Origin of the sequence: Nonomuraea sp. ATR24 (assembly GCF_041950485.1) — a bacterium.
Lineage (GTDB): Bacteria > Actinomycetota > Actinomycetes > Streptosporangiales > Streptosporangiaceae > Nonomuraea > Nonomuraea ceibae.
Genome location: NZ_JBGNUU010000008.1, coordinates 140,290 through 160,483 on the forward strand (window position 1 = coordinate 140,290; position 20,194 = coordinate 160,483).

At 74.0% G+C, this 20,194-nt stretch carries 16 protein-coding genes; 7 read left to right on the top strand and 9 right to left on the bottom strand.

Features of this window, described 5'->3' with window-relative positions; all coding sequences use genetic code 11:
- Positions 1 to 189: 189 nt before the first annotated feature.
- Together ACBI99_RS21630 and ACBI99_RS21635 are read left to right on the top strand one after the other, a co-directional pair.
- Entirely contained in the window at positions 190 to 585 is a 396-nt protein-coding gene (locus ACBI99_RS21630) for a DUF4279 domain-containing protein (RefSeq protein WP_375073250.1), read from the top strand.
- A gap of 78 nt (positions 586 to 663) precedes the next feature.
- Complete coding sequence (locus tag ACBI99_RS21635; protein ID WP_375073252.1) at positions 664 to 1,395, top strand: alpha/beta fold hydrolase; 732 nt, start codon at positions 664 to 666, stop codon at positions 1,393 to 1,395.
- Position 1,396: 1 nt separating this feature from the next.
- On the opposite strand, the gene ACBI99_RS21640 is transcribed toward ACBI99_RS21635, so the two are convergent.
- Genes ACBI99_RS21640 through ACBI99_RS21650 form a run of 3 tightly spaced genes read right to left on the bottom strand, consistent with a single transcriptional unit; the run spans position 1,397 to position 3,773 of the window.
- Positions 1,397 to 2,623: an acyltransferase family protein gene (locus ACBI99_RS21640; protein WP_375073253.1), complete on the bottom strand. Its 1,227-nt coding sequence runs from the start codon at positions 2,621 to 2,623 to the stop codon at positions 1,397 to 1,399.
- Positions 2,620 to 3,057: a DUF1707 domain-containing protein gene (locus ACBI99_RS21645; protein ID WP_357589588.1), complete on the bottom strand. Its 438-nt coding sequence runs from the start codon at positions 3,055 to 3,057 to the stop codon at positions 2,620 to 2,622. Before ACBI99_RS21645 ends, ACBI99_RS21640 begins: the two co-directional genes overlap by 4 nt.
- A 47-nt stretch (positions 3,058 to 3,104) precedes the next feature.
- Positions 3,105 to 3,773, bottom strand: coding sequence for a phosphotransferase (locus ACBI99_RS21650; RefSeq protein ID WP_375073254.1), 669 nt, complete (start codon positions 3,771 to 3,773; stop codon positions 3,105 to 3,107).
- Positions 3,774 to 3,949: 176 nt separating this feature from the next.
- Here ACBI99_RS21650 and ACBI99_RS21655 point away from each other — a divergent pair, with 176 nt between their 5' ends.
- Genes ACBI99_RS21655 through ACBI99_RS21675 form a run of 5 tightly spaced genes read left to right on the top strand, consistent with a single transcriptional unit; the run spans position 3,950 to position 15,283 of the window.
- Positions 3,950 to 4,780, top strand: coding sequence for an ABC transporter ATP-binding protein (locus ACBI99_RS21655; RefSeq protein WP_308125846.1), 831 nt, complete (start codon positions 3,950 to 3,952; stop codon positions 4,778 to 4,780).
- Positions 4,770 to 5,567, top strand: coding sequence for an ABC transporter permease (locus ACBI99_RS21660; RefSeq protein ID WP_219507370.1), 798 nt, complete (start codon positions 4,770 to 4,772; stop codon positions 5,565 to 5,567). Before ACBI99_RS21655 ends, ACBI99_RS21660 begins: the two co-directional genes overlap by 11 nt.
- Before the next feature lie 32 nt (positions 5,568 to 5,599).
- Positions 5,600 to 10,288, top strand: a complete 4,689-nt coding sequence (locus ACBI99_RS21665; RefSeq protein ID WP_357589582.1) for an SDR family NAD(P)-dependent oxidoreductase — start codon at positions 5,600 to 5,602, stop codon at positions 10,286 to 10,288.
- Positions 10,285 to 14,115, top strand: a complete 3,831-nt coding sequence (locus ACBI99_RS21670; RefSeq protein ID WP_375073255.1) for an SDR family NAD(P)-dependent oxidoreductase — start codon at positions 10,285 to 10,287, stop codon at positions 14,113 to 14,115. Before ACBI99_RS21665 ends, ACBI99_RS21670 begins: the two co-directional genes overlap by 4 nt.
- Positions 14,116 to 14,122: 7 nt before the next feature.
- Positions 14,123 to 15,283, top strand: coding sequence for an acyl-CoA dehydrogenase family protein (locus ACBI99_RS21675; RefSeq protein WP_357589578.1), 1,161 nt, complete (start codon positions 14,123 to 14,125; stop codon positions 15,281 to 15,283).
- On the opposite strand, the gene ACBI99_RS21680 is transcribed toward ACBI99_RS21675, so the two are convergent.
- The 6 genes from ACBI99_RS21680 to ACBI99_RS21705 form a co-directional block, all read right to left on the bottom strand.
- A complete protein-coding gene (locus ACBI99_RS21680) occupies positions 15,246 to 15,929 on the bottom strand; it encodes a 4'-phosphopantetheinyl transferase family protein (protein WP_375073256.1) in 684 nt (227 codons plus the stop codon). The genes ACBI99_RS21675 and ACBI99_RS21680 overlap by 38 nt on opposite strands.
- 146 nt (positions 15,930 to 16,075) lie before the next feature.
- Positions 16,076 to 16,870, bottom strand: a complete 795-nt coding sequence (locus ACBI99_RS21685) for a thioesterase domain-containing protein (RefSeq protein WP_357589575.1) — start codon at positions 16,868 to 16,870, stop codon at positions 16,076 to 16,078.
- 10 nt (positions 16,871 to 16,880) lie between these two features.
- Complete coding sequence (locus tag ACBI99_RS21690; protein ID WP_357589573.1) at positions 16,881 to 17,954, bottom strand: HAD-IIIC family phosphatase; 1,074 nt, start codon at positions 17,952 to 17,954, stop codon at positions 16,881 to 16,883.
- Entirely contained in the window at positions 17,951 to 19,084 is a 1,134-nt protein-coding gene (locus ACBI99_RS21695; protein ID WP_375073258.1) for an acyl-CoA dehydrogenase family protein, read from the bottom strand. The genes ACBI99_RS21690 and ACBI99_RS21695 overlap by 4 nt, the downstream gene beginning before the upstream one ends.
- Positions 19,081 to 19,329, bottom strand: a complete 249-nt coding sequence (locus tag ACBI99_RS21700; protein WP_219507381.1) for an acyl carrier protein — start codon at positions 19,327 to 19,329, stop codon at positions 19,081 to 19,083. The genes ACBI99_RS21695 and ACBI99_RS21700 overlap by 4 nt, the downstream gene beginning before the upstream one ends.
- An 11-nt stretch (positions 19,330 to 19,340) precedes the next feature.
- Complete coding sequence (locus ACBI99_RS21705; RefSeq protein WP_219507382.1) at positions 19,341 to 20,192, bottom strand: 3-hydroxyacyl-CoA dehydrogenase family protein; 852 nt, start codon at positions 20,190 to 20,192, stop codon at positions 19,341 to 19,343.
- Positions 20,193 to 20,194 lie beyond the last annotated feature (2 nt).

Below are 20,194 nucleotides of genomic sequence, written 5' to 3' on the forward strand. Positions count from 1 at the left end.
GTGTCCGGGCCGCCGGCCGGTGCGGCGACGCGACAGCCGTGTGGCCGATCATGACATGCTGTCGGGCGGCACCCTCGGCCGACGGACCACGCCCTGGACCGGGCACGTCCGGGCGGCCGGGGACACGTTCGGGAACGGAGGGCCGTGCAGGTCGAGCAGTACGTGTATTTCGCACTGAAGAGTGAACGCATGCCAGCGGCGGAGATGACGGCCCGCCTCGCCCTCGAACCGGACAGGATCACGGTCATGGGCGGCAAACTGCCCGACCCGCCCCACCCGGCCGTGCACGTGTGGCGGGTCGACGGCCCGCCCCGGTCGAGCCTGCCGCTGGACGACATGATCCTGACCCGGGTGGAGCGCCTGTATCCGTACGCGGAGGCGATCGGCGACCTGGCCGGCGAGCTGGACCGGCGCGAGCCGGGGAACTCGGCGACCCTCCAGGTGGTCCGCTTCTTCACCGACGAGGCCCCCGCCGCCGGCACCCCGGACCGGCCGCTGGGATGGCATCTGGACCGGCACGTCCTGGACTTCCTGCGCGCCACCCGCGCCGAGCTCGACGTCGACGAGTACGGCCACGACCTGTGACCGGCACCGGGCCCGAGGCGCCCCGGCCCGGCGCGATAGGTTGGCGGTCCGCCGCAGGTGATACGGGGAGCTGTTCGGATGCATGTCGAGACGTACGGTCCGGCCGGCGCGCCGCCGGTGCTCCTGCTGCACGGGGGCGGGGTCGCCGGCTGGATGTGGGAGCCGGTCCGCGAGCGGCTGTCGCGCGATCACCGGCTGATCGTCCCGGACCTGCCAGGCCATGACCGCAGCGCCGGCGAGCCGTACCACTCCCACGGCCGCACGGTCGAGGCGCTGATCCGGATCCTCGGCGAGCAGGGCGGGCGCGTCCGCGTGGCGGGGTTCTCGCTGGGCGCTCAGCTCGCCGTCCTGCTGGCCGCCGAGGCGCCGGAGCTGGTGGAGCGGGTCATGGTGGTGAGCGCGCAGGCCCGGCCCAGCGCGGCACCCGGCCTCACGCTCGGCCTGCTCGGCGCGACGGCGGGGCTGGCCGGCCGGGAGTGGTTCGCCAGGGCGCAGGCCAAGGCGCTGTTCGTGCCGGACGAGCTGCTCGGCGACTACGTCCGCACGTCCGCGGCCGTGTCGAAGCAGACCCTGCTGGCGGCCGTGGGCGAGAACATCCGCTTCACCGTCCCGCCGGGGTGGGCGCGCTTCCCCCGGGCGGCGCTGGTCCTCGCGGGCGGGCGGGAGCGGCGCGTCATGCTGGCGTCGGCCCGGCTGCTGCACGAGGCGCTGCCGGGCAGCGGGCTGGAGATCGTCGAAGGGGCCGGGCACGGCATCCCGCTCCAGCGCCCGGCCTGGTTCGCCGAGCGGGTGCGCGCCTGGCTGGCCTGAGTCACGCGCGCTCGGCCGCCGCGGCCTTCTCCCGGGTACGCATGCCGAACAGGAACCGCGTCACCCGGGTCCGCCGCACCAGCAGGTCGTAGGCGAGCAGCGTCAGGGCCGACGACACGACCGCGATGATCACGTACTTGACCGCGATGGGCGCCTCCATCCGCACCACCCAGAACGCGACCGCGACCACCACCGGCTGGTGCAGCACGTACAGGGGCAGCACCGCCTCGGCCAGGTAGCGCCGCACGCCCGGCCCGACGGGAGCCCGGCCCGCGCTCGCCGTGCCGGGAACGGCGGGGGCGGCGGTGGCGGCGGGGCGGTCGAGGGCGCCGAGGATGGTGAGCAGCCAGCACCACCCGGCGGCCCCGTAGAGGGCGCGGCCGGCGAGGGCGAGAGGCGTGGCGGCGGTGAAGGCGTCGTCGCCCGCGCCGAGCAGCACCGGCACCCCGGCCGCGAACAGCACGAGCCCGCAGGCGGCGACCAGGCGCAGGTCGCGGCGGAGCGCCCGGCGGAAGCGGTGGTCGGCGGCGAAGGCGAACCCGTAGGCGAAGAAGACCAGGTACGCCCACCGGCTCCAGCCCGCGTACTCCTCCTCCAGGCCGAGGAGCGCGCTGATCAGGGCGAGGGGCAGCGCGGCGAGCAGCACGGCGCCGCGCCGGTCGGCGAGGGCGGCGATCCGCTCCCCCGGCCGCCAGGCGGGTCCCCATCGGGCGACGGCGGCCAGCAGCAGCGAGAACGTCAGCAGCAGCACCAGGAACCACAGGTGCCCGGTCTCGAAATGCTCGCCCTGGAGCACGAACGGGAACTGGGCCGGGTCCAGCTCGATCCGGAAGAACCGGGGCAGGAACTCCAGGTAGGACTCGTGGTAGGCGGGGTCGGCGCGCAGGCGTAGCCACTGCGGCACCGGGACGACGGCCACGGTGGCGAACACGAGGGGCACGCCGATCCGGCGTAACCGTTCGGCGGCGTAGCGGGCGGGGCCGCGGCGGCTCAGCGAGTGGCGGGCGGCGAGCCCGGCGACGTAGAAGAGCAGCGGCATCGCCCAGAGGACGCCGAGGACGGAGACGACCAGGGTGAGGCCGGTGGTCTCGGCGTTCTTGACGTAGAAGTCGTCGCGGGCGTCGAAGACGAGCGCGGAGTGGAACAGCACCAGCCCGGCGACGACGAGGACCCGCAGCAGGTCGACCTCGCCGCGCCGCTCACCCCTGGGAGGGGCCGGTGCGCTCACGCCCCGCCCCCCGAGAGCCCGCCCGGGGGCGTGCCGCGCCGGCGCGCGGCGTTGACGGCGGTGACGACGGCGAGCACGAGGGCGGGGCCGAGCAGGTCCTTGGGCCAGAACTCGGCGGGGCATGCCTCGGCGACGCTGACCACGCCCCAGGCCACGACGTTGACGGTGAGGATCGCGCCCCACACGGCCCAGAGCGTCCTCAGCCACCGCGGCGTCCCGGCGGGGCGGGCGGGCGGCGGGGCCGGGCGCGGTTCGGCGGGCAGGTCGGCGAGGAGCACGGCCAGCTCGCCGCGGGTGGTGGCGCCGAGCGCCCGCCCGACGCGGTCGTCGAACTCGGGAAGGTCGAGGCAGCCTTCCTCGACCGCCGTGCGCAGGCGGCGGGCGGCGGCCTCGCGGTCGGCGTCCGAGGCCCGCACGTCGCGGTGCTCTGCCATGTCGACCTCCGTGGGGGGCTGATGCGGACGTGGGCGGAGGGTGCGGGTCACGGGGCTCCGGCGTCGGCCAGGAAGCGGGCGATGGCGTCCTGCTCGCCGGCGGGCAGGTCGCGTTCGGCCAGGCGGCGGGCGGCCTCGGAGCCGAGGTGCGGGCGGGCGGCGTCGGGGTCGACGCCGTCGAGGAAGGCGGCGAGCAGCCCGGCCCGCGCGCCGGCGAGCTCCGGCGTGGCGACGGGGGCGGTGGCGAGGATGAGCCAGGTGCAGGCGGCGTCGACGCCGGGCGCGCCCCGGGCGGCGTTGGCCCAGTCGACCACCCGGGGGCCGTCGGCCGTGACGAGCACGTTGCCGGGGTGCAGGTCGAGGTGGAGCAGCCGGTTGCCGGGGCGGCCGGAGGCGGCGCGCAGCCAGCCGGGCGCCCGCACGGCCGAGAGCTGCCGCAGCAGCCCGGCGAGCAGCGCGCCGTGCTCGGCGGCGCGGCCGGGGTCGCGGGCCGTCTCCTCGAGCAGGCTCGGCCCGTCGACGTGCTCCATGAGGATGTCGCCCCCGTCGGCGTCGTAGACCTCGGGGGCGGGGAAGCCGTGCCGCCTGGCGTGGCGCATGACGGCGGCCTCGCGTTCGAGGCTGCGGCCGTCGCGCGAGCGGCGGACGACGCGGCCGGGGCCGGCGTCGAAAATCTCGCAGTCGTATCCGGCGGCGATCAACGAACCAACCTGCATATAAGTCAGATTAGCCGGTAAAGCCAATAAATCTGTACCTCAGCGCGGTGACCGGTTTTTCCGGCAACTAGCTGCCACCGGGCGGCCCGATATTTGTCGCTACCGTGAGACGAACATGGATTCAACCCCCACTCACCTGCTTATTCCATTGAATATGGGGAGGTGACACGTTGCTGGTGGCAACCGGCCTCGTCAAACGGTATGGCGAAATCCAGGCACTCGACGGATTCACGCTGAGCGTGGCCGCCGGAGAGATCGTCGGGCTTCTGGGACACAACGGCGCGGGCAAGACGACCTTCGTCGAGATCGTGTCGCACCTGATCCGCCAGGACGGCGGCACGGTGACCATCGACGGCAAGCCGCCCTCCGCCGTACGCGGCCAGGTCGGCGTGGCGCCCCAGCATCTCGCGCTCTATCCGTCGGCGACCGTCCGCGAGCACCTGGAACTGTACGGCAGGCTGTCCGGCCTGCGCCGGGCCGCGCTGAGCTCGGCCATCGACGACCTCGCGGTGATGCTGCGGCTCACCGACCTGATGGACCGCCGGGCCGGCAAGCTCTCGGGCGGCCAGCAGCGGCGCACGCAGGCCGCGACCGCGCTCGTGCACCGGCCCGCCCTGCTGCTCCTGGACGAGCCCACCGCGGGCGCCGACCTGGAGACCCGGCAGGCGATGCTCGACGTCGTCAAGCAGCGCGCCGGCGAGGGCGCGGCCGTCGTCTACACCACCCACTACCTGCCGGAGCTGACCGAGCTGCAGGCCACGATCGCGGTGGCGCGCGACGGCCGGGTCATCGCCCGCGGCACCTACGAGGAGCTGGCCAGGGACCTGCCGGGCGAGGTGCGGGTGACGCTGGAGGACGAGGAGGAGATCAGGATCTCCACCTCCGACCCGGCGGCGACGCTCATCGACCTGCTGCACCGCACCGACCGGCCGATCAGCTCGGTCGACGTGCGCAACGCCTCCCTGGACGACCTCTACCGATCCCTGGCGGTCCACGATGCTCCTTGACGTCTCACGTCCCGGCCCGGGCCGGCTCGGCTCCCTGCTCGGGTCCGCGCACCGCATCGGCGCCCTGGCCAGGCACAACATGACGCTGCGGCTGCGCGACCCGGGCCAGATGATCAGCTACGTGGCCATGCCGATGGTCCTCATGCTGGTGCTCAAGCCCCTGTACGTGCGGGCGCTGGACGGCGGCGCCACTCAGGTGGCCACCGGCCTCATGGTCATGTTCTCCGTCTTCGCGATCTCGCTGGCGGGCAACGCCATCCTGTCCGAGCGCACCTGGCGCACCTGGGACCGGCTGCGGGTGACCCGCGCCCCGGCCGCCGAGCTGCTCGTCGGCAAGACGCTGCCGCTGTTCGTGGTGATGGTCGCCCAGCAGGCGATCCTGCTCGTCTACGGCTGCCTGGCGATCGGGCTGCCCGTGCCGTCGATGCCGCACCTCGTGTTCCTGGCGATCCTGATCTGGGCGTTCGCGCTGCTGGCGATCGGGGCGGCGCTGGCCACGCTGGTGCGCAGCCACGGCGAGCTCAGCGTCATCTCCGACGTGGGGGCGCTCACGCTCAGCTCGCTGGGCGGGGCGCTGGTCCCGCTGAGCCTCATGCCCGAATGGGCGCAGCTGGCCGCGCACGCGTCGCCCGGCTACTGGGCGCTGGTGATGATGCAGTCCGCGGTCGCCGGGGACGTGGCGGGGACGCTGCGCCCGGCGGGCGTCGTGCTGGCGATCGGCCTGCTGTCGGGCGTGTTCGCCGCCCGCAGGCTCGCCCGCGGCTGGGGCCGTGGCGGGCTGTTGTGAGTACCGCAACTCCAGTGAATAGAGGCAGGTTGATGGATCACGGACATTCACCGGGCGACATCGCGATCATCGGCATGGCCGGGCGCTTCCCCGGTGCGACCGACATCGGGACGTTCTGGCGCAACATCAGCACCGGCGTGGAGTCGTTCACGCGCTTCTCCGACGAGGACCTGATCAGCGCGGGCGTCGACCCGGCCACGTTCCAGCAGCCGAACTACGTCAGGTCGCGGCCGATCCTGGACGACATCCGCGGCTTCGACGCGGGGTTCTTCGGCTACAACCCGCGCGAGGCCACGCTCGCCGACCCGCAGCAGCGCATCTTCCTGGAGTGCGTGTGGGAGGCGCTGGAGACGGCCGGGTACGCCGCCCCCGAGAACCGCGGCAGCGTCGGCGTGTTCGCCGGCATGAACATCAGCGGCTACCTGCTGACCCGGCTCAGGGCGTTCGAGATGGGCATCGACACCTCCGCCCTGATGATCGGCAACGACAAGGACTCGCTGGCCACGAACGTCTCTTTCCGCCTCGACCTGAACGGGCCCAGCATCTCGGTGCAGACGTTCTGCTCGACGTCGCTGGTCGCGGTGCACCTGGCGAGCGAGAGCCTGCGCCGGGGCGAGTGCGACATGGCGCTGGCCGGCGGCGTGTCGGTGCGCATCCCGGACCGGATCGGCTACCTGTGGGAGGAGGGCGGCCAGGAGTCGCCCGACGGGCACGTGCGCACGTTCGACGCCGAGGGCCGGGGCAGCATGTTCGGCGACGGCGCCGCGGTGGTGACGCTCAAGCGCCTCTCGGACGCGGTCGCCGACCGCGACACGGTCTTCGCCGTGCTGCGCGCCTCGGCGATCAACAACGACGGCGCGATGAAGTTCAGCTACCTGGCGCCCAGCATCGACGGCCAGCGGCGCTGCGTGTCGTCGGCGCTGGCGCGCGCGGGCGTCGACCCGGCCGACATCTCCTACGTGGAGGCGCACGGGACCGCGACCGAGGTCGGCGACCCGATGGAGGTGGCGGCGCTGACCCGGGCGTTCGGCGAGACCGAGCGCAAGCAGTACTGCGTGCTCGGCTCGATCAAGCCGAACGTCGGCCACCTGGACCGGGCCTCCGGCGTGACCGGGCTCATCAAGGTCGTCCAGTCGCTGCGCAACGAGCTGATCCCCGGCACGCTGCACTACCGCTCCCCCAACCCCGAGATCGACTTCGCCGCCAGCCCGTTCCGCGTCACCGCCGAGCCGACGCCGTGGCCGCGCAGCGACGAGCGGCCGCGCATCGCGGGCATCAGCTCGCTGGGCATGGGCGGCACGAACGCGCACGCGATCGTCACCGAGGCGCCGCTGCCCGCCGAGCGGCCGGCCCGCCCGCACCGCTGGCAGATCCTGCCGGTGTCGGCCCGCTCGGCCGCCGCCGCCGAACGCTCCTGCGCCCGCCTGGCCGAGCACCTGGCCGCCACGGCCGACGACCTGGCCGACGTTGCGTACACGCTGCAGGCCGGGCGCAAGGTGTTCAACCACCGCAAGGTCGTGGTCGCCGACTCGGCGGGCCAGGCGGCGGAGCTGCTGGCCGACCCGGCCGGGCCGCTGGGCCGTACGGACGCGACGGTCGGCCGTAAGGTCGGCTTCCTCATCGCCGGCGTCGGCGAGCAGTACCCGGGCATGGTGGCCTCCCTCTACGCCGAGGACGCGGGCTTCCGCGCGGACGTGGACGAGTGCCTGGCCGTGCTCGGGCTCACCGGCCCCGAGCAGCTCTCGGACGTGTTCGCGCCCGCCGGGCCCGCCGCGGAGCAGGAGAGCGACCTGGCCAGGCTGCTGGGCCGGGCCACGGGCGGCGCGCCGCGCTCCACGACGGACGCGCACCTGGTGCAGCCCGCCGTGTTCGTCGCCGAGTACGCGCTGGCGCGCCGGCTCATGCGGTGGGGGCTGACCCCCGAGATCATGATCGGCTACAGCCTGGGCGAGTACGTCGCCGCCTGCCTGGCGGGCGTGCTGTCGCTGCCCGACGCGCTGCGGCTGGTCGCCTACCGGGCCAAGCTCATCACCTCCCAGCCCGAGGGCGCGATGCTGGCCGTCTCGGCGAACGAGCGGCGCCTGGCCGCGCTGCTCGGCGACGACGGCATGCGCGAGCTGGACGTGGCCGTGCGGGCGGGCTCCCAGCTCGTGCTGGCCGGGCCGGTGGACGCGGTCGAGGCGGCCGCGGCCCGGCTGCTGGAGGCCAAGATCGGCCACCGGCGGCTGGAGACCACGCACGCCTTCCACTCGCGGATGCTCGCGCCGGTCGCCGCCGAGCTGACCGCGTGGATCGCCGACAACATCACGCTGCGCCCGCCCGCGCTGCCGTACCTGAGCAACGTGACGGGCGCGCCCGCGACGGCACAGGACGTGACCGACCCCGGCTACTGGGCGCGCCACATGTGCGAGACCGTCGAGTTCGGGGCGGGCCTGGACCACGTGCTGGGCATCCCGGAGCTGGCGCTGGCCGAGATCGGGCCCGGCCAGTCGCTGGGCGCGCTGACGCGCGGCCACCCGGCCTGCGAGCGCGGCCGCTGGCCGCTCATCGTCACCACGCTGCCCGCCGCCGGCGACACGCAGGACGCGGGCGCGGCGCTGGCCACGGCGGTGGCCAAGCTGTGGCTGACCGGCGTGCCGGTCGACTGGGCGGCGCTGCACGAGGGCTGGACGCCCGGCCGCGTCCCGCTGCCGTCCTACCCGTTCGAGCACCAGGACTACTGGCTGGAGATCGACGAGTCGGCGCTGGGCGGCGGCGGTGGCGCGGCGGCGTTCGACGAGAGCGACCCGAAGAGCATCGCCAAGGCCTACCCCCGGCTGCCGGACACGCGGTGGATCCACGCGCCCGTCTGGCGCGAGACCACGACCCGCCCGCCGGTGGCCGAGGAGGCGTCCCGCTGGCTCGTCTACACCGACGACGGCGCCGCGGACGCGCTGGCCGCGCCGCTGCTGGCGCACCTGGCGGCGACCGGCCGCGAGGTGGTGCTGGTGCGGCCGGGCGAGGAGTTCTCCAGCGGCCCGGACGGGCTGCGGGTGCGGCCCGGCTCGCCCGAGGACGCCGTCTCGGCGCTGCGCGAGCTGACCGGCCGCGACTGGACGCCCGAACGGGTCGTGCACCTGTGGAACGCCGGCGGCGAGCGGCCCATCGGCGAGAGCCTGCGGCGCGGCCTGCACACGCTGGTCGCCTTCGCCCGCGCCTCCGGCGACCTGGGACTGCCCGGCTGGAGCCTGGACATCGTCACCACCGGCGCGCACCGCGTGCACCCGGGCGACCGCGTCGACGCCGCGAGCGGCACCCTGCTCGGCCCGACCCGGCTGATCCCCGTCGAGTACCCCAAGGCCCGCACCCGGCTGATCGACCTCGACCCCGGCTCGGTCACGGCCGCGCTGCTCGCCGAGCTGCGCGCCGACCCGGCCGACCAGGTGGTCGCGCTGCGCGGCGGCCGCCGCTGGATCCCCGACTACGAGGTGCTCGACGCCGCCGTCATCGACGCGGCCGAGCCCGCGGCGCGCGTCCGCGAAGGCGGCGTGTACCTGGTCACCGGCGGGCTCGGCGGCATCGGCCTGGCGATGGCCGAGAGGCTGGCCGAGCAGTACCGGGCGCGGCTGGTGCTGCTCGGCCGCACGCCCGTGCCGCCCCGCGAGGAGTGGGAGTCGATCCTGGCCGCCGGGAACGCCGCGGGCGAGGTCCGCAGGCGGCTCGAGGGCCTGCGCCGCCTGGAGGCGGCCGGCTCGGCCGTGCTCACCGTGGCGGGCGACGTCTCCCGCGTGGAGGACGTACGCCGCGCCGTCGAGGCGGCGGTGGAGCGGTTCGGCGAGCTCAACGGCGTCCTGCACTGCGCGGGCGTGCCTGCGGTCGGCCTCATGCAGTTCAAGACCGTCGCCGACATGGACCGGGTGCTGGCGCCGAAGGTGGCCGGCACGCTGGCGCTGGCCGAGGTGCTGCGCGAGCGGCCGGTGGACTTCCTGGCGCTGTTCTCGTCCACGACGTCGGCGACCGGCGGCGGCGCGGGCCAGGTGGACTACTGCGCGGCGAACGCGTTCCTGGACTCCTTCGCGCTCAGCGACCCGCTGCCCGGCGTGACCGTCACCTCCATCGACTGGTGCGAGTGGACGTGGAACGGCTGGACCGACGGGCTCGACAACTACGACGAGGGCTCCCGGCAGTACTTCGAGTGGTACCGGGAGAACTTCGGCCTCACCTTCGACCAGGGCTGGCAGACGCTGCTGCGGGCGCTGGCCAGCGGCGAGCGGCACGTGGTCGCGTCCACGCAGGACTTCGCGCCGATGGTGGCGATGAGCCGCCGCTCGTCGATCGAGAGCCACCAGGCGACGGTGAAGAAGATCCGCGACGCCTTCGGCCGCCACCCGAGACCCGACCTGTCGACCGCCTACGTCGAGCCGCAGTCGCCCGCCGAGGAGGCCATCGCCCAGGTGTGGATCGAGGCGCTGGGCCTGGAGCAGGTCGGCGTGCACGACAACTTCTTCGAGCTCGGCGGCAACTCGCTGCTCGGCATGGAGATCATCGCCGAGGTGCGCAAGGCGCTGGAGCTGTCCTACCTGCCGCCGCACATCCTCTACCAGGCCCCGACGATCAGTTCGCTGGCCGAGGCGGCCAGGGCGGGCGAGGAGGCGGGCGAGCAGCCGGCCGAGGCCCGCGAGCAGCAGCGGTCCAGGATCGCGCAGCGGCGCAACATGCTCAGGAGCGGAAGGACATCATGACCGGAACCGACTACGACTCCGCGGTCGCGCTGATCGGCATGTCCGGGCGCTTCCCGGGCGCCTCGGGCGTCGCCGAGCTGTGGGACAACCTGCTGGCGGGCGTCAAGGGCCTGCGGACGATCACCGACGAGGAGCTGCGCGAGGCCGGGGTGGACCCGGGCACGCTGGCCGACCCGCGTTACGTGCGCGTCGGCGGCCCGCTGGACGGGCTCGACCGGTTCGACGCCGGGGTGTTCGGCATCAACCCGCGCGAGGCCGAGACGATGGACCCGCAGCACCGGCTGTTCCTGGAGTGCTCGTGGGAGGCGCTGGAGGGCGCCGGCTACTGCCCGACGGACGTGCCCGGCCAGGTCGCCGTGTTCGGCGGCTGCGGCTTCCCCGACTACGTCGTGCAGAACATCCAGCACCTCACCTCGCAGCCGGGCGGCGCGCTGCTCATGGCCGTCGGCAACGAGCGCGACTCGCTGGCCTCGCTGGTCTCCTACAAGCTGGGGCTGCGCGGGCCGTCGGTGTCGGTGCAGACGTTCTGCTCGACGTCGCTGGTGGCCGTGCACCTGGCGTGCCAGAGCCTGCTCACCTACGAGTGCGACGTGGCCGTGGCGGGCGGCGCGTTCACGCCGCTCCCCCAGCCCGCCGGCTACCTGTACGAGCAGGGCGGCATCATGTCGCCCGACGGGCGGGTGCGCAGCTTCGACGCCGAGGCGGGCGGCACGGTCATGGGCAGCGGCGCGGGCGCGGTGGCGCTCAAGCGCATGTCCGACGCGCTGGCCGACGGCGACGTGATCCACGCGGTGATCCTCGGGTCGGCGTCCAACAACGACGGCCGGCTGCGTGCCGGTTACACGGCGCCGGGCGTGGACGGCCAGGCCGAGGTGATCGAGTCGGCGCTCGGCGTGGCCGGGGTCAAGCCGGAGACCGTCGGCTACGTCGAGTGCCACGCGACCGGCACCATGCTGGGCGACTCGATCGAGCTGGCGGCGATGAGCCGGGTGTTCACGCAGGCCGGGCAGACGCCGACGGTGCTGGGGTCGGTCAAGCCGAGCCTCGGCCACCTCGACCGCGCCTCCGGCGTGACCGGGCTGATGCGGGCCGCGCTCGTTCTCAAGCACGAGCTGCTGCCGGGCACGCCCGGCTACGAGACGCCGAACCCGGCGCTGGCGTCGGCGCGCGACCGCTTCACCGTGCTGACCGAGAACCGGCCCTGGCCGGAGGGCCCGCACCCGCGCCGGGCCGGGGTGAGCTCGTTCGGGCTCGGCGGCACCAACGCGCACGTGGTGATGGAGCAGGCGCCGCCCCGGCCGGAGCGGCCCGCCAGGCCCGGCCCGCACCTGCTGGTGTTCTCCGCCGCCGACGACCAGGCGCTGACGGACCTGACCGAGCGGCTGCGCCGGCACCTGACCGGCGACCGCTCCGACCTGGCGGACGTGGCGTTCACGCTCCAGGTGTCGCGGGGCGCGTTCGCGCTGCGCCGCGCCGTCGTCTGCCGCGACCGCGACGACGCGCTCGCCGCGCTGGCCGACCCGTCCCGCTGGATCGACGGCAAGACCCAGCGGCGCAACCCCAAGGTACGGCTGGCCGCGCCGGAGGACGGGACCCCGGACTCCTGGTGGGCGGAGCTGCGCGCGGCGGCGTCCTCGGTGCTCGGCCAGCCCGCCCCCGCCGGGACGGCGGGACGGGACGAGGCGCTCAGCGCGCTGGCCGACGGGCTCACGGGGATCGGCGTCCAGGTCGTCGACGGCGACGCGCAGGCCGTGGAGCTGACGGTGACCCCCGAGGAGGGCGTGGACGCCGCCTCGTGGCTGCTGTCGGCGCTGGCGCGGCTCTGGCTGGCCGGCAGCGTCGTCGACTGGGCCAAGCTGCACGGCGGCGAGGGGCGGCGCGTCGAGCTGCCGACCTACCCGTTCCAGCGGCGCAGGTTCTGGGTCAAGCCGCCCACCGGGCAGCAGCGCCAGCCGGCGGGCGAGGGCAAGACGTTCGACCGGTCGCGGTGGACCCACCTGCCGTCGTGGAAGCAGCGCCCGCTGCCCGCCGAAGGGCTCGACGAGCGGCTGCGCGAGGCCGGGCCGTGGCTGGTGCTCACCGCCGACGGGCGCGGCGAGGCCCTGGTCGAGCGGCTGACGCGGGCCGGGGCCGAGGTGACCGCCGTGCGTGACGGCGACCGGTTCGAGCAGCACGACGACGGCAGCTTCACCATCCGCTCCGGCAAGGCCGGCGACCTCGCCGAACTGCTGTACTCGCTGGTCGTCAGCCCGCGCGCGATCGTGCACGGCTTCAGCCTGGCCGCCGCCGAGCCCGGACCCGGCGCCGATCCGGTGGCGCACTTCGCCGCCGAACAGGACCGCGGCTTCTACTCGGCGCTGGAGCTGGCCCGCGAGCTCGTCGACAACACCGGGTCCGCGCCCCGGGCGGAGCTGGTCCTGCTCACCTCCCACGCGGTGAACGTCGCCGGGGCCGAGCTGCGCCACCCCGAGCACGCCACGCTGGCGGCGCTCGCCCCCAGCCTCCAGCAGGAGAACCCGCGCCTGCGCTGCCGCCACGTCGATCTCGACGACCTCGACGACCTCGACGACCTGGCCGACCTGGGCGACCTGGCCGGCGGGGTGGAGGCCGCGCTGGCCGCGGCCGTCTGCGAGCACGAGGGCCCGATGGCCGTGCGCGCGGGCGAGACGTGGCTGCGCCACTACGAGCCGTTCCCCATCGCCGAGCCGGACCCGGCGCGGCGGCCGTTCCGCGACGGCGACACCGTGCTGATCACCGGCGGCCTCGGCGACGTCGGGCTCGTCCTGTCGCGCCACCTGGCCGACGCGTACGGCTGCCGGCTGGTGCTCACCGGCCGCTCCCCGCTGCCGCCCCGGCAGGAGTGGGACGCCTACCTGGCGGACGTGCCGCCCGGCGGCGAGCGGACCGCCCGCCACATCCGCAACATCCGCGACCTGGAGAGCCGGGGCGCGACGGTGCTGGCCCTGTCGGCCGACGTGGCCGACGAGGAGCGCATGCGCGCCGTCGTGGCCGAGGCGGTCGAGCGGTTCGGCGGCATCGACGTCGTCGTGCACGGCGCCGGCGTGCAGGACGGCGCCTACTTCAACTTCGCCCACCTGATGGACCGCCAGCAGTGCGACGCCCACCTGGCGGCCAAGGTGACCGGATTCCACGTGCTGCAGAAGGTGCTCGGCGACCACTGCCCGGACCGGCGCATCACGCTGTCGTCCATCGCGGCCGTGCTCGGCGGCATGACGCTCGGCCCGTACGCCGCCGCCAACGCCGCGCTCGACGCGTACGTGCGGGTGGCCCGCACCAGCGGCGGCGGGCGGTGGGTCACGGTCGACTGGGACACCTGGAACATCGACCCCGACCGGGTGGCCGGCCACAGCGGCGCCGTCGTCGACTACGCGATGACGCCCGCCGAGGGCGTGGACGTGTTCGAGCGGGCGCTGTCGGCCGCCGGGCACGCCGGCCACTTCGTCATCTCGACCGGCTCCCTGGACGCCCGCATCGCCCAGTGGGTCACCGGCGACATCCACGAGGCCGGCGACGACGATGACGACCAGGAGCGGCACCCGCGCCCCGAGCTGAACAACGCCTACGTGGAGCCGCGCGAGGGCACCGAGGCCACGCTGGCCGCGATCTGGTCCCGCGTGCTCGGCATCGACCCGATCGGCGCCCTGGACAACTTCTTCGAGCTCGGCGGGCATTCGCTGCTGGCCATCGAGCTCACCACCCGCGTCCGCAAGGCGCTGAACGCGTCGGTGCCGGTCACCGGCCTGCTGGAGTGCCCGACGGTGCGCCAGCTCGCCGAGCTGCTCGACGCCCGCGACGAACAGGAGTGAGCGACCCATGAAGCAGCCCGCGTACCTGAGGACCGTGCAGGGGTTCGCCCGCCGCGAGCTGGCGGGCAAGGACGCGTACCTGGACTCGCTGGCCGAGGCGCCGTTGCCGCTGTACGAGCGGTTCGGCGCCACCGGCCTGGCCAACTGGTGGCTGCCCAAGGAGGCAGGCGGGCCCGGCCTCGGGCTGGAGGAGAGCGTGCGCATCACCGCCGAGCTCGCCTACGCCGACGCCGGGGTGGCCTTCACCCTGTTCATCCCGATCCTGACCACGAGCATGGTGACGTGGTACGGCAGCGAGGAGCTCGCCAAGCGCCACCTCGGCGACCTCGTGGCGACCAACGGCTTCGCCGCCACCCTCGGCAGCGAGCACGCCGCGGGCAGCGAGCTGGCCAGGATCACCACGACCGCGCGCACCGAGGGCGGCGACGTCGTCCTCGACGGGACCAAGGCGTTCTCCACCAACACCGACTTCGCCCGCTTCCTCGTCGTCGTGGCGCGCGCCCAGGACGACCCGGCCGGCTACCTGGCCGTGCTGGTGCCGCGCGACACGCCCGGCATCACCGTGGACAAGCGCTGGGACGTGATCGGGCTGCGCTCGTCGGCGACCTACCAGGTGTCGCTGTCGGGCGTCCGCGTCCCGGCCGCGAACGTGCTGCGCGGCAACGGGCTGCGGCTGCTGGAGGTGGGGCTGAACGCCAGCCGCATCCTCATCGCGGCCACCGCCCTCGGCATCGCCCGTCGGGTGCGTGACGTGTGCATGGAGTACGGCGCCGCCAAGACCGTCAAGGGGGCGCCGCTGACCGGCAACGCCGTGTTCGCCGGCCGGCTCGGGCAGATGGAGATGCAGATCGAGGTCATGGCCAACCAGTGCCTGGCGGCGGCGCGCGCCTACGACGCCATCGCCGCCCGGCCGGACGCGGGCGAGGAGTTCCTGCGGCTCGGCACGCTCAAGCAGGCGCTGACGGCGAAGATGTTCTGCGGGCAGACGGGGTGGCAGATCGCCTCGACCGCGTCGGAGATGTTCGGCGGGCTCGGCTACACGCACGAGTCCGTCATCGGCAAGCTGCTGCGGGACATGCGGTACGTGTCGATCGTCGAGGGCGGCGACGACGTGCTGCGCGAGCTGGTGTTCAGCCGGTACGTGGTGCCGGTGTCCAAGCGGTCGTGACCACCACGGCGGCACTGTAGCCGGGGGCCACGTCCAGCCGGTGGGCGTGGCACTCGGGGAAGCGCGAGGAGCGTGACAGCACGGTGGCGTGCGTCGCGCTCCTTTCGCGTACGACGACGTCACTCAGGGCGGCCAGGCCGGCGCCGGACGCCTTCACGTACGCCTCCTTGACGGTCCACAGGCGGAAGAACGCGTCCGGGCCCTCGGCGCGCACGCGGTCGGCCTCCTCGGGCTGGTAGAAGCGCCGGGCGAGGGCCAGGTGGTCGGCGTCGGCGCGGACGCGCTCCACGTCGACGCCCACCCGGCCGCCCGGCGGGGCGACGGCGACGAGCGCCCAGCCGCCGGAGTGCGACAGGTTGAAGTCCGGCCCGCCGCCGTCCGCCAGGCACGGCCGCCCGGCCTCGTCCCGGCCGAACCCGAGCCCCGCCGGGTCGGCGCCGCGCGCCCGCCCCAGGATCGCGCGCAGCGCCGCGTGCGCCACCACGTAACGGCGGCGCTCCCCGCCGTCCGCGAACCCCAGCGCGCGCTCGCGCTCCTCCTGGGACAGCAGCCGCCACCCCCGGGCCGCGTCCGGCCGGTCCAGATCGACCCGCCACACCCGCACCCCACCGCCGGGGACTCCCACCGGCGACACCCGGGCCGCCACGCCGGCGTTCCCGGCGTTCCCGGAAGGAGCGGGCCCCCGCACGGCGGCGCGCGACCTCGGGAGGGTGCGCGGCGTGCGGGGGCCGGAGGGTTCGGCGGACGCCGTGGGGGGTGGGGCCGGCGGGTCCCCCCAGACCCGCCGGCTGGTCACACCCACGGGCGCAGCGCCTGGGCGACGAGGCGGTGCGTGCGCGCCGCCTGCTCGAAGACGGCGAAGTGGCCGCCGTCGAACGGGTGCAGCGCGAACGGGGCGGCCGTCTGGTCGCGCCAGCGCGCCACCTTCTCCGGCGCGACCCGGGGGTCCGACGCGCTGGGCAGCGCCGAGATCGGCACGTCCAGCGGCGGCTCCTCCTGGTACACGTACGTCTCCTTGACGGTGAAGTCCGCCTGGACGGCCGGCAGGATCATCGCCAGCGCCTCCGGGTCGGACAGCAGCCACTCGGGCGTCCCGCCGAGCCGGCGCAGCAGGGTGACGACCTCGGGCCCGCTCATCCCGCGCACCGGCGGGCCGGGCTCGTAGGTGACGTGCGGGGCGTCGGCGCCGGAGACGAACAGGTGCACCGGCTCCGGCCCGCCGCGCCGCCGGACCTCCCGGACGAGCTCGAAGGCCACCAGCCCGCCGAGGCTGTGCCCGTACAGGGCGTAGCGGCGGCCGGCGGCCGACAGCTCGACGTCGGCGAGCACCACGTCGGCCAGGTCGGAGACGAGCTCCGGCATGCTCAGGTACGGCGGCTCCTTGTGCCGCCCCTCCCGGCCGGGCGGCTGCACCGGCTGGACGGCGACGCCCGGGAGCTTGCGCTGCCACAGCCGGAACGCCGAGGCGGCGCCGCCGGCGTGGGGCAGGCAGTAGAGCGGCAGCGCCCCCGGCTCGGCCCCGGTGAGCGTCCGGAACGGCAGCCAGCGGACGAGCACGTCGTCGCTGGTCAGATCATGGACGGTCATGGTCGGTCCCTCATTCGGCGATCTCCAGCTTCACGTAGGCGGGAGGCGGCTGCACGGCGTCCAGGTCGGCCTCCAGCACCACCTGCGCGCCGTCCCGGCTCACCTCCCTGAACCCGGCGAAGGCGTACGTGATCTGCATCATGCGGTTGCGGCCGGTCTCCACGAAGTCGGCGCGGACGGCGACGCCCGCCTCGGCCGCCAGCCGCAGGATGTGGTTGAGCAGCACCATCCCCACGCCGCGGGACATGACCCGGCACGACATGAGCATCATGCACAGCCGCCAGCTCTTCTCCTCCTTCTCCACCAGGGCCAGCCCGATCTTTCCGTAGCTGCCGAACCTGTCGGTGAGCGAGGCGACGAGGAGCAGGTGGTCGGGTGACTCGCGCAGCGCGTCGAGCTCGTCGTAGGAGTAGGTGCGGCCGGTGGAGTTGAGCTGGTTGGTGCGGACGGTCAGTTCCTCGGCCCGCTGCAGGTCCTCCCGGCGGGCGGGCGCGATGGTGAACGTCATGCCGAGCCCGGCGAGGAACTCCTCGCTGGTGCCGACGAACTCCTGCTCCAGCTCGTCCCTGGCGATCTGGCCCTGGTACATGGCGCGCCGCTGGGCCGACTCGTCGGTGACGAACCGGGGCCGGAACTCGGGCCTGGCCAGCGCCTCCTCCAGGTCCAGGATGTCGACGCAGGTGACGTCGGGCACCTCGTGGGCGACCTCGGCGCGTTCGAACTCCTGGTCGTCGACGAAGGCGAACGCGTCCAGGCCGAGGTTGAGCGCCTTGGCGATGACCTTGATGGACTCCGACTTGGCGTTCCAGTTGATCTGCGGGTGCAGGAACATGTCCTCCAGCCCGAGCTCGCGCAGCTTGGCCATGGCCGCGTCGTGGTCGTTCTTGCTGGCGACGGAGTGCAGCACGCCCTTGCGGTCGAGCTCGTGGATGCGCTCGACCACGGCGGCGCGCACGGTGACGTCGCCGTCCTCCAGCAGAACGCCGTTCCACAGCGTGTTGTCGAGGTCCCACACGATGCACTTGATGCGGCCGCGGGCGGGCTTGGCGGGCAGCGCGCCTGGCCGCTCGGTGGTCACGGTCATCTGGTCGTCTCCCGTTCTGCCTGGCCGGCGATGGTGATCCGCTGGACCTCGTTGCTGCCTTCGATGATCTCCATGACCTTGGCGTCACGGTAGAAGCGCGCCACCGGGGAGCCGGGGGCGCAGCCGCTGGCGCCGTGGATCTGGACGGCCTCGGAGGCGTGCCTGGCCGCGGCGGTGGAGGCGAAGTACTTCGCCACCCAGGTGGCCATGATCGTGGCGGACTCGCCGGCGTCCTTGAGCCGGCCGGCCTCGGCGACGAGCAGCCGGGCCGCCCGCGCGTCGGTGACCATGTCGGAGAGCTTGGCCTGGATGAGCGGCAGCTCGGCCAGGGGCCGGCCGCCGACCTCGCGGCGGGCGGCGTAGTCGGCCGACGCCTCCAGGCACGCCTGGACGATGCCGAGCGACCCGGCGGCGACGCTGTAGCGGCCCAGGTCGAGGGTGCCGGTGAGGACCATGCCGGCGGTGAACCCGCTCGGGCCGAGCAGCGCGTCGGGGCCGAGGGCGACGCCGTCGAACGTGATCGTCGCCAGCATGGACGCGCGGGTGCCGAGCATGTCGTCGATCGGCGTGACCGTCACGCCCGGCGTGTCCCTCGGCACCAGGAAGGCGCCGATGCTGGTGGCGGTGCGGGCGAAGACGAGGAACACGTCGGCCCGCTGGCCGCCGGTCGTCCACGTCTTCACCCCGTCGATCACCCAGCCGTCGCCCGTCTGGGTGGCGGTGGTGGTGATGCCGGCGGCGTCGCTGCCGGCGCCGGGCTCCGACAGGCAGAACGCGCCGAGCGCGTCCCCTGCGGCGAGCGGCGCCGACCAGCGGTCGCGCTGCGCGTCGGTGCCCCAGCGGCGCAGCGTCCACGACACCATCGTGTGCACGGTCAGCAGGCTGCGCAGCGACGAGCAGCCCCGGCCCACCTCCTCGTGCACCTCACCGAGCGTGACCATGTCCATCGACAGCGGGTCCCACAGCCCGGCTTCGGCGGCCCGTCGCAGCAGGTCCTCGGGGACGCGCCCGCTGCTGTCGTAGGCGTCGGCGTACGGCACGACGTGGGTGTCCACGAACGCGCGGGCCGAGCTGCGGCCGGTGACGGGGGCGGCGCCCGCCGGAGCGGGCGCCGTGCTGGTGAGGGTCACGCGACGGCCAGGTCGGAGGTGAGCCGCGCCACCAGCGCGGACATGGCGTCGGCGGTGCGGAAGTTGTCGATGCGCAGCTCCTCGTTGGGGATGGTGACGCCGAACGTCTTCTCGACGAACATGACGAGCTCCATGGCGAACAGGGAGTTGACGAAGCCGAGCGCGAAGATGTCCTGCGACTCGTCGATCTCCGCCTGCGGGTAACGGCCGCGGATGAAGTCGAGGATCTGGGTCTTGCTGGACATGGGTGACTCCTTCAGCTCTGGGTGGTGTAGGTGTAGAAGCCGCGGCCTGACTTGCGTCCGTGCAGGCCGGCGTCGGTCATCTGCTTGAGCAGGGGGCAGGGGCGGTACTTGCTGTCGGCGTAGTGCTCGTAGAGCACCTCGACGCTGTAGAGGATGGTGTCGACGCCGATCAGGTCGGCGGTCTCCAGCGGGCCCATCGGGTGGCCGAAGCAGCCGCGGAACACCTCGTCCACCGACTCGGCGTCGGCGACGCCCTCGTGCACCAGGTAGGCGGCCTCGTTGACGGTCAGCATGAGGACCCGGTTGGAGATGAAGCCGCACGAGTCCTTGACGTCGACGGCCTTCTTGCCCATCGCCGTCAGCAGGTCCCTGGTGCGCTGGATCGTCTCCGGCGAGGTGTGGAAGCCGGGGATCAGCTCCACGACGGGCTTGGCGGGCACCGGGTTCATGAAGTGCACGCCGATGACCTTGTCGGGGCGGCCGGTGACGGCCGCCATCTTGGTGATGGGGATGGCCGAGGTGTTGACGACGAAGACGGTGTCGGGCCCGCACTCGGCGTCGAGCGTCTCGTACACCTCGCGCTTGACGTCCCAGTTCTCCGTCACGTTCTCGATGACGAGGCTCGCCTTGGCCGCGCCGGCGGCGCCGACGGCGGTGGTGATCCTCGACAGGATCTCGTCGGGGTCCAGGGCGGGACCGCCCATGAGGCGGCTCATCCGGGCGTTGCGGCCGATGGTGGCCAGCGCGTCCGCGAGGATGCGCTCGTCCTTGTCGACCAGGACGACCTCGTGGCCGGTCTGGGCGAGGTTCTGGGCCACGCCGACGCCCATCACGCCGGCGCCGATCACGCCGATCACGGTCATGT

Excerpts from the sequence above, each read along its gene's own strand:
- ACBI99_RS21690 (WP_357589573.1), bottom strand. The coding sequence starts at position 17,954 with ATGACCGTGACCACCGAGCGGCCAGGCGCGCTGCCCGCCAAGCCCGCC.
- ACBI99_RS21660 (WP_219507370.1), top strand. The coding sequence starts at position 4,770 with ATGCTCCTTGACGTCTCACGTCCCGGCCCGGGCCGGCTCGGCTCCCTG.
- ACBI99_RS21700 (WP_219507381.1), bottom strand. The coding sequence starts at position 19,329 with ATGTCCAGCAAGACCCAGATCCTCGACTTCATCCGCGGCCGTTACCCG.
- ACBI99_RS21635 (WP_375073252.1), top strand. The coding sequence starts at position 664 with ATGCATGTCGAGACGTACGGTCCGGCCGGCGCGCCGCCGGTGCTCCTG.
- ACBI99_RS21705 (WP_219507382.1), bottom strand. The coding sequence starts at position 20,192 with ATGACCGTGATCGGCGTGATCGGCGCCGGCGTGATGGGCGTCGGCGTG.
- ACBI99_RS21670 (WP_375073255.1), top strand. The coding sequence starts at position 10,285 with ATGACCGGAACCGACTACGACTCCGCGGTCGCGCTGATCGGCATGTCC.
- ACBI99_RS21675 (WP_357589578.1), top strand. The coding sequence starts at position 14,123 with ATGAAGCAGCCCGCGTACCTGAGGACCGTGCAGGGGTTCGCCCGCCGC.
- ACBI99_RS21630 (WP_375073250.1), top strand. The coding sequence starts at position 190 with ATGCCAGCGGCGGAGATGACGGCCCGCCTCGCCCTCGAACCGGACAGG.
- ACBI99_RS21645 (WP_357589588.1), bottom strand. The coding sequence starts at position 3,057 with ATGGCAGAGCACCGCGACGTGCGGGCCTCGGACGCCGACCGCGAGGCC.
- ACBI99_RS21650 (WP_375073254.1), bottom strand. The coding sequence starts at position 3,773 with ATGCAGGTTGGTTCGTTGATCGCCGCCGGATACGACTGCGAGATTTTC.
- ACBI99_RS21685 (WP_357589575.1), bottom strand. The coding sequence starts at position 16,870 with ATGACCGTCCATGATCTGACCAGCGACGACGTGCTCGTCCGCTGGCTG.
- ACBI99_RS21665 (WP_357589582.1), top strand. The coding sequence starts at position 5,600 with ATGGATCACGGACATTCACCGGGCGACATCGCGATCATCGGCATGGCC.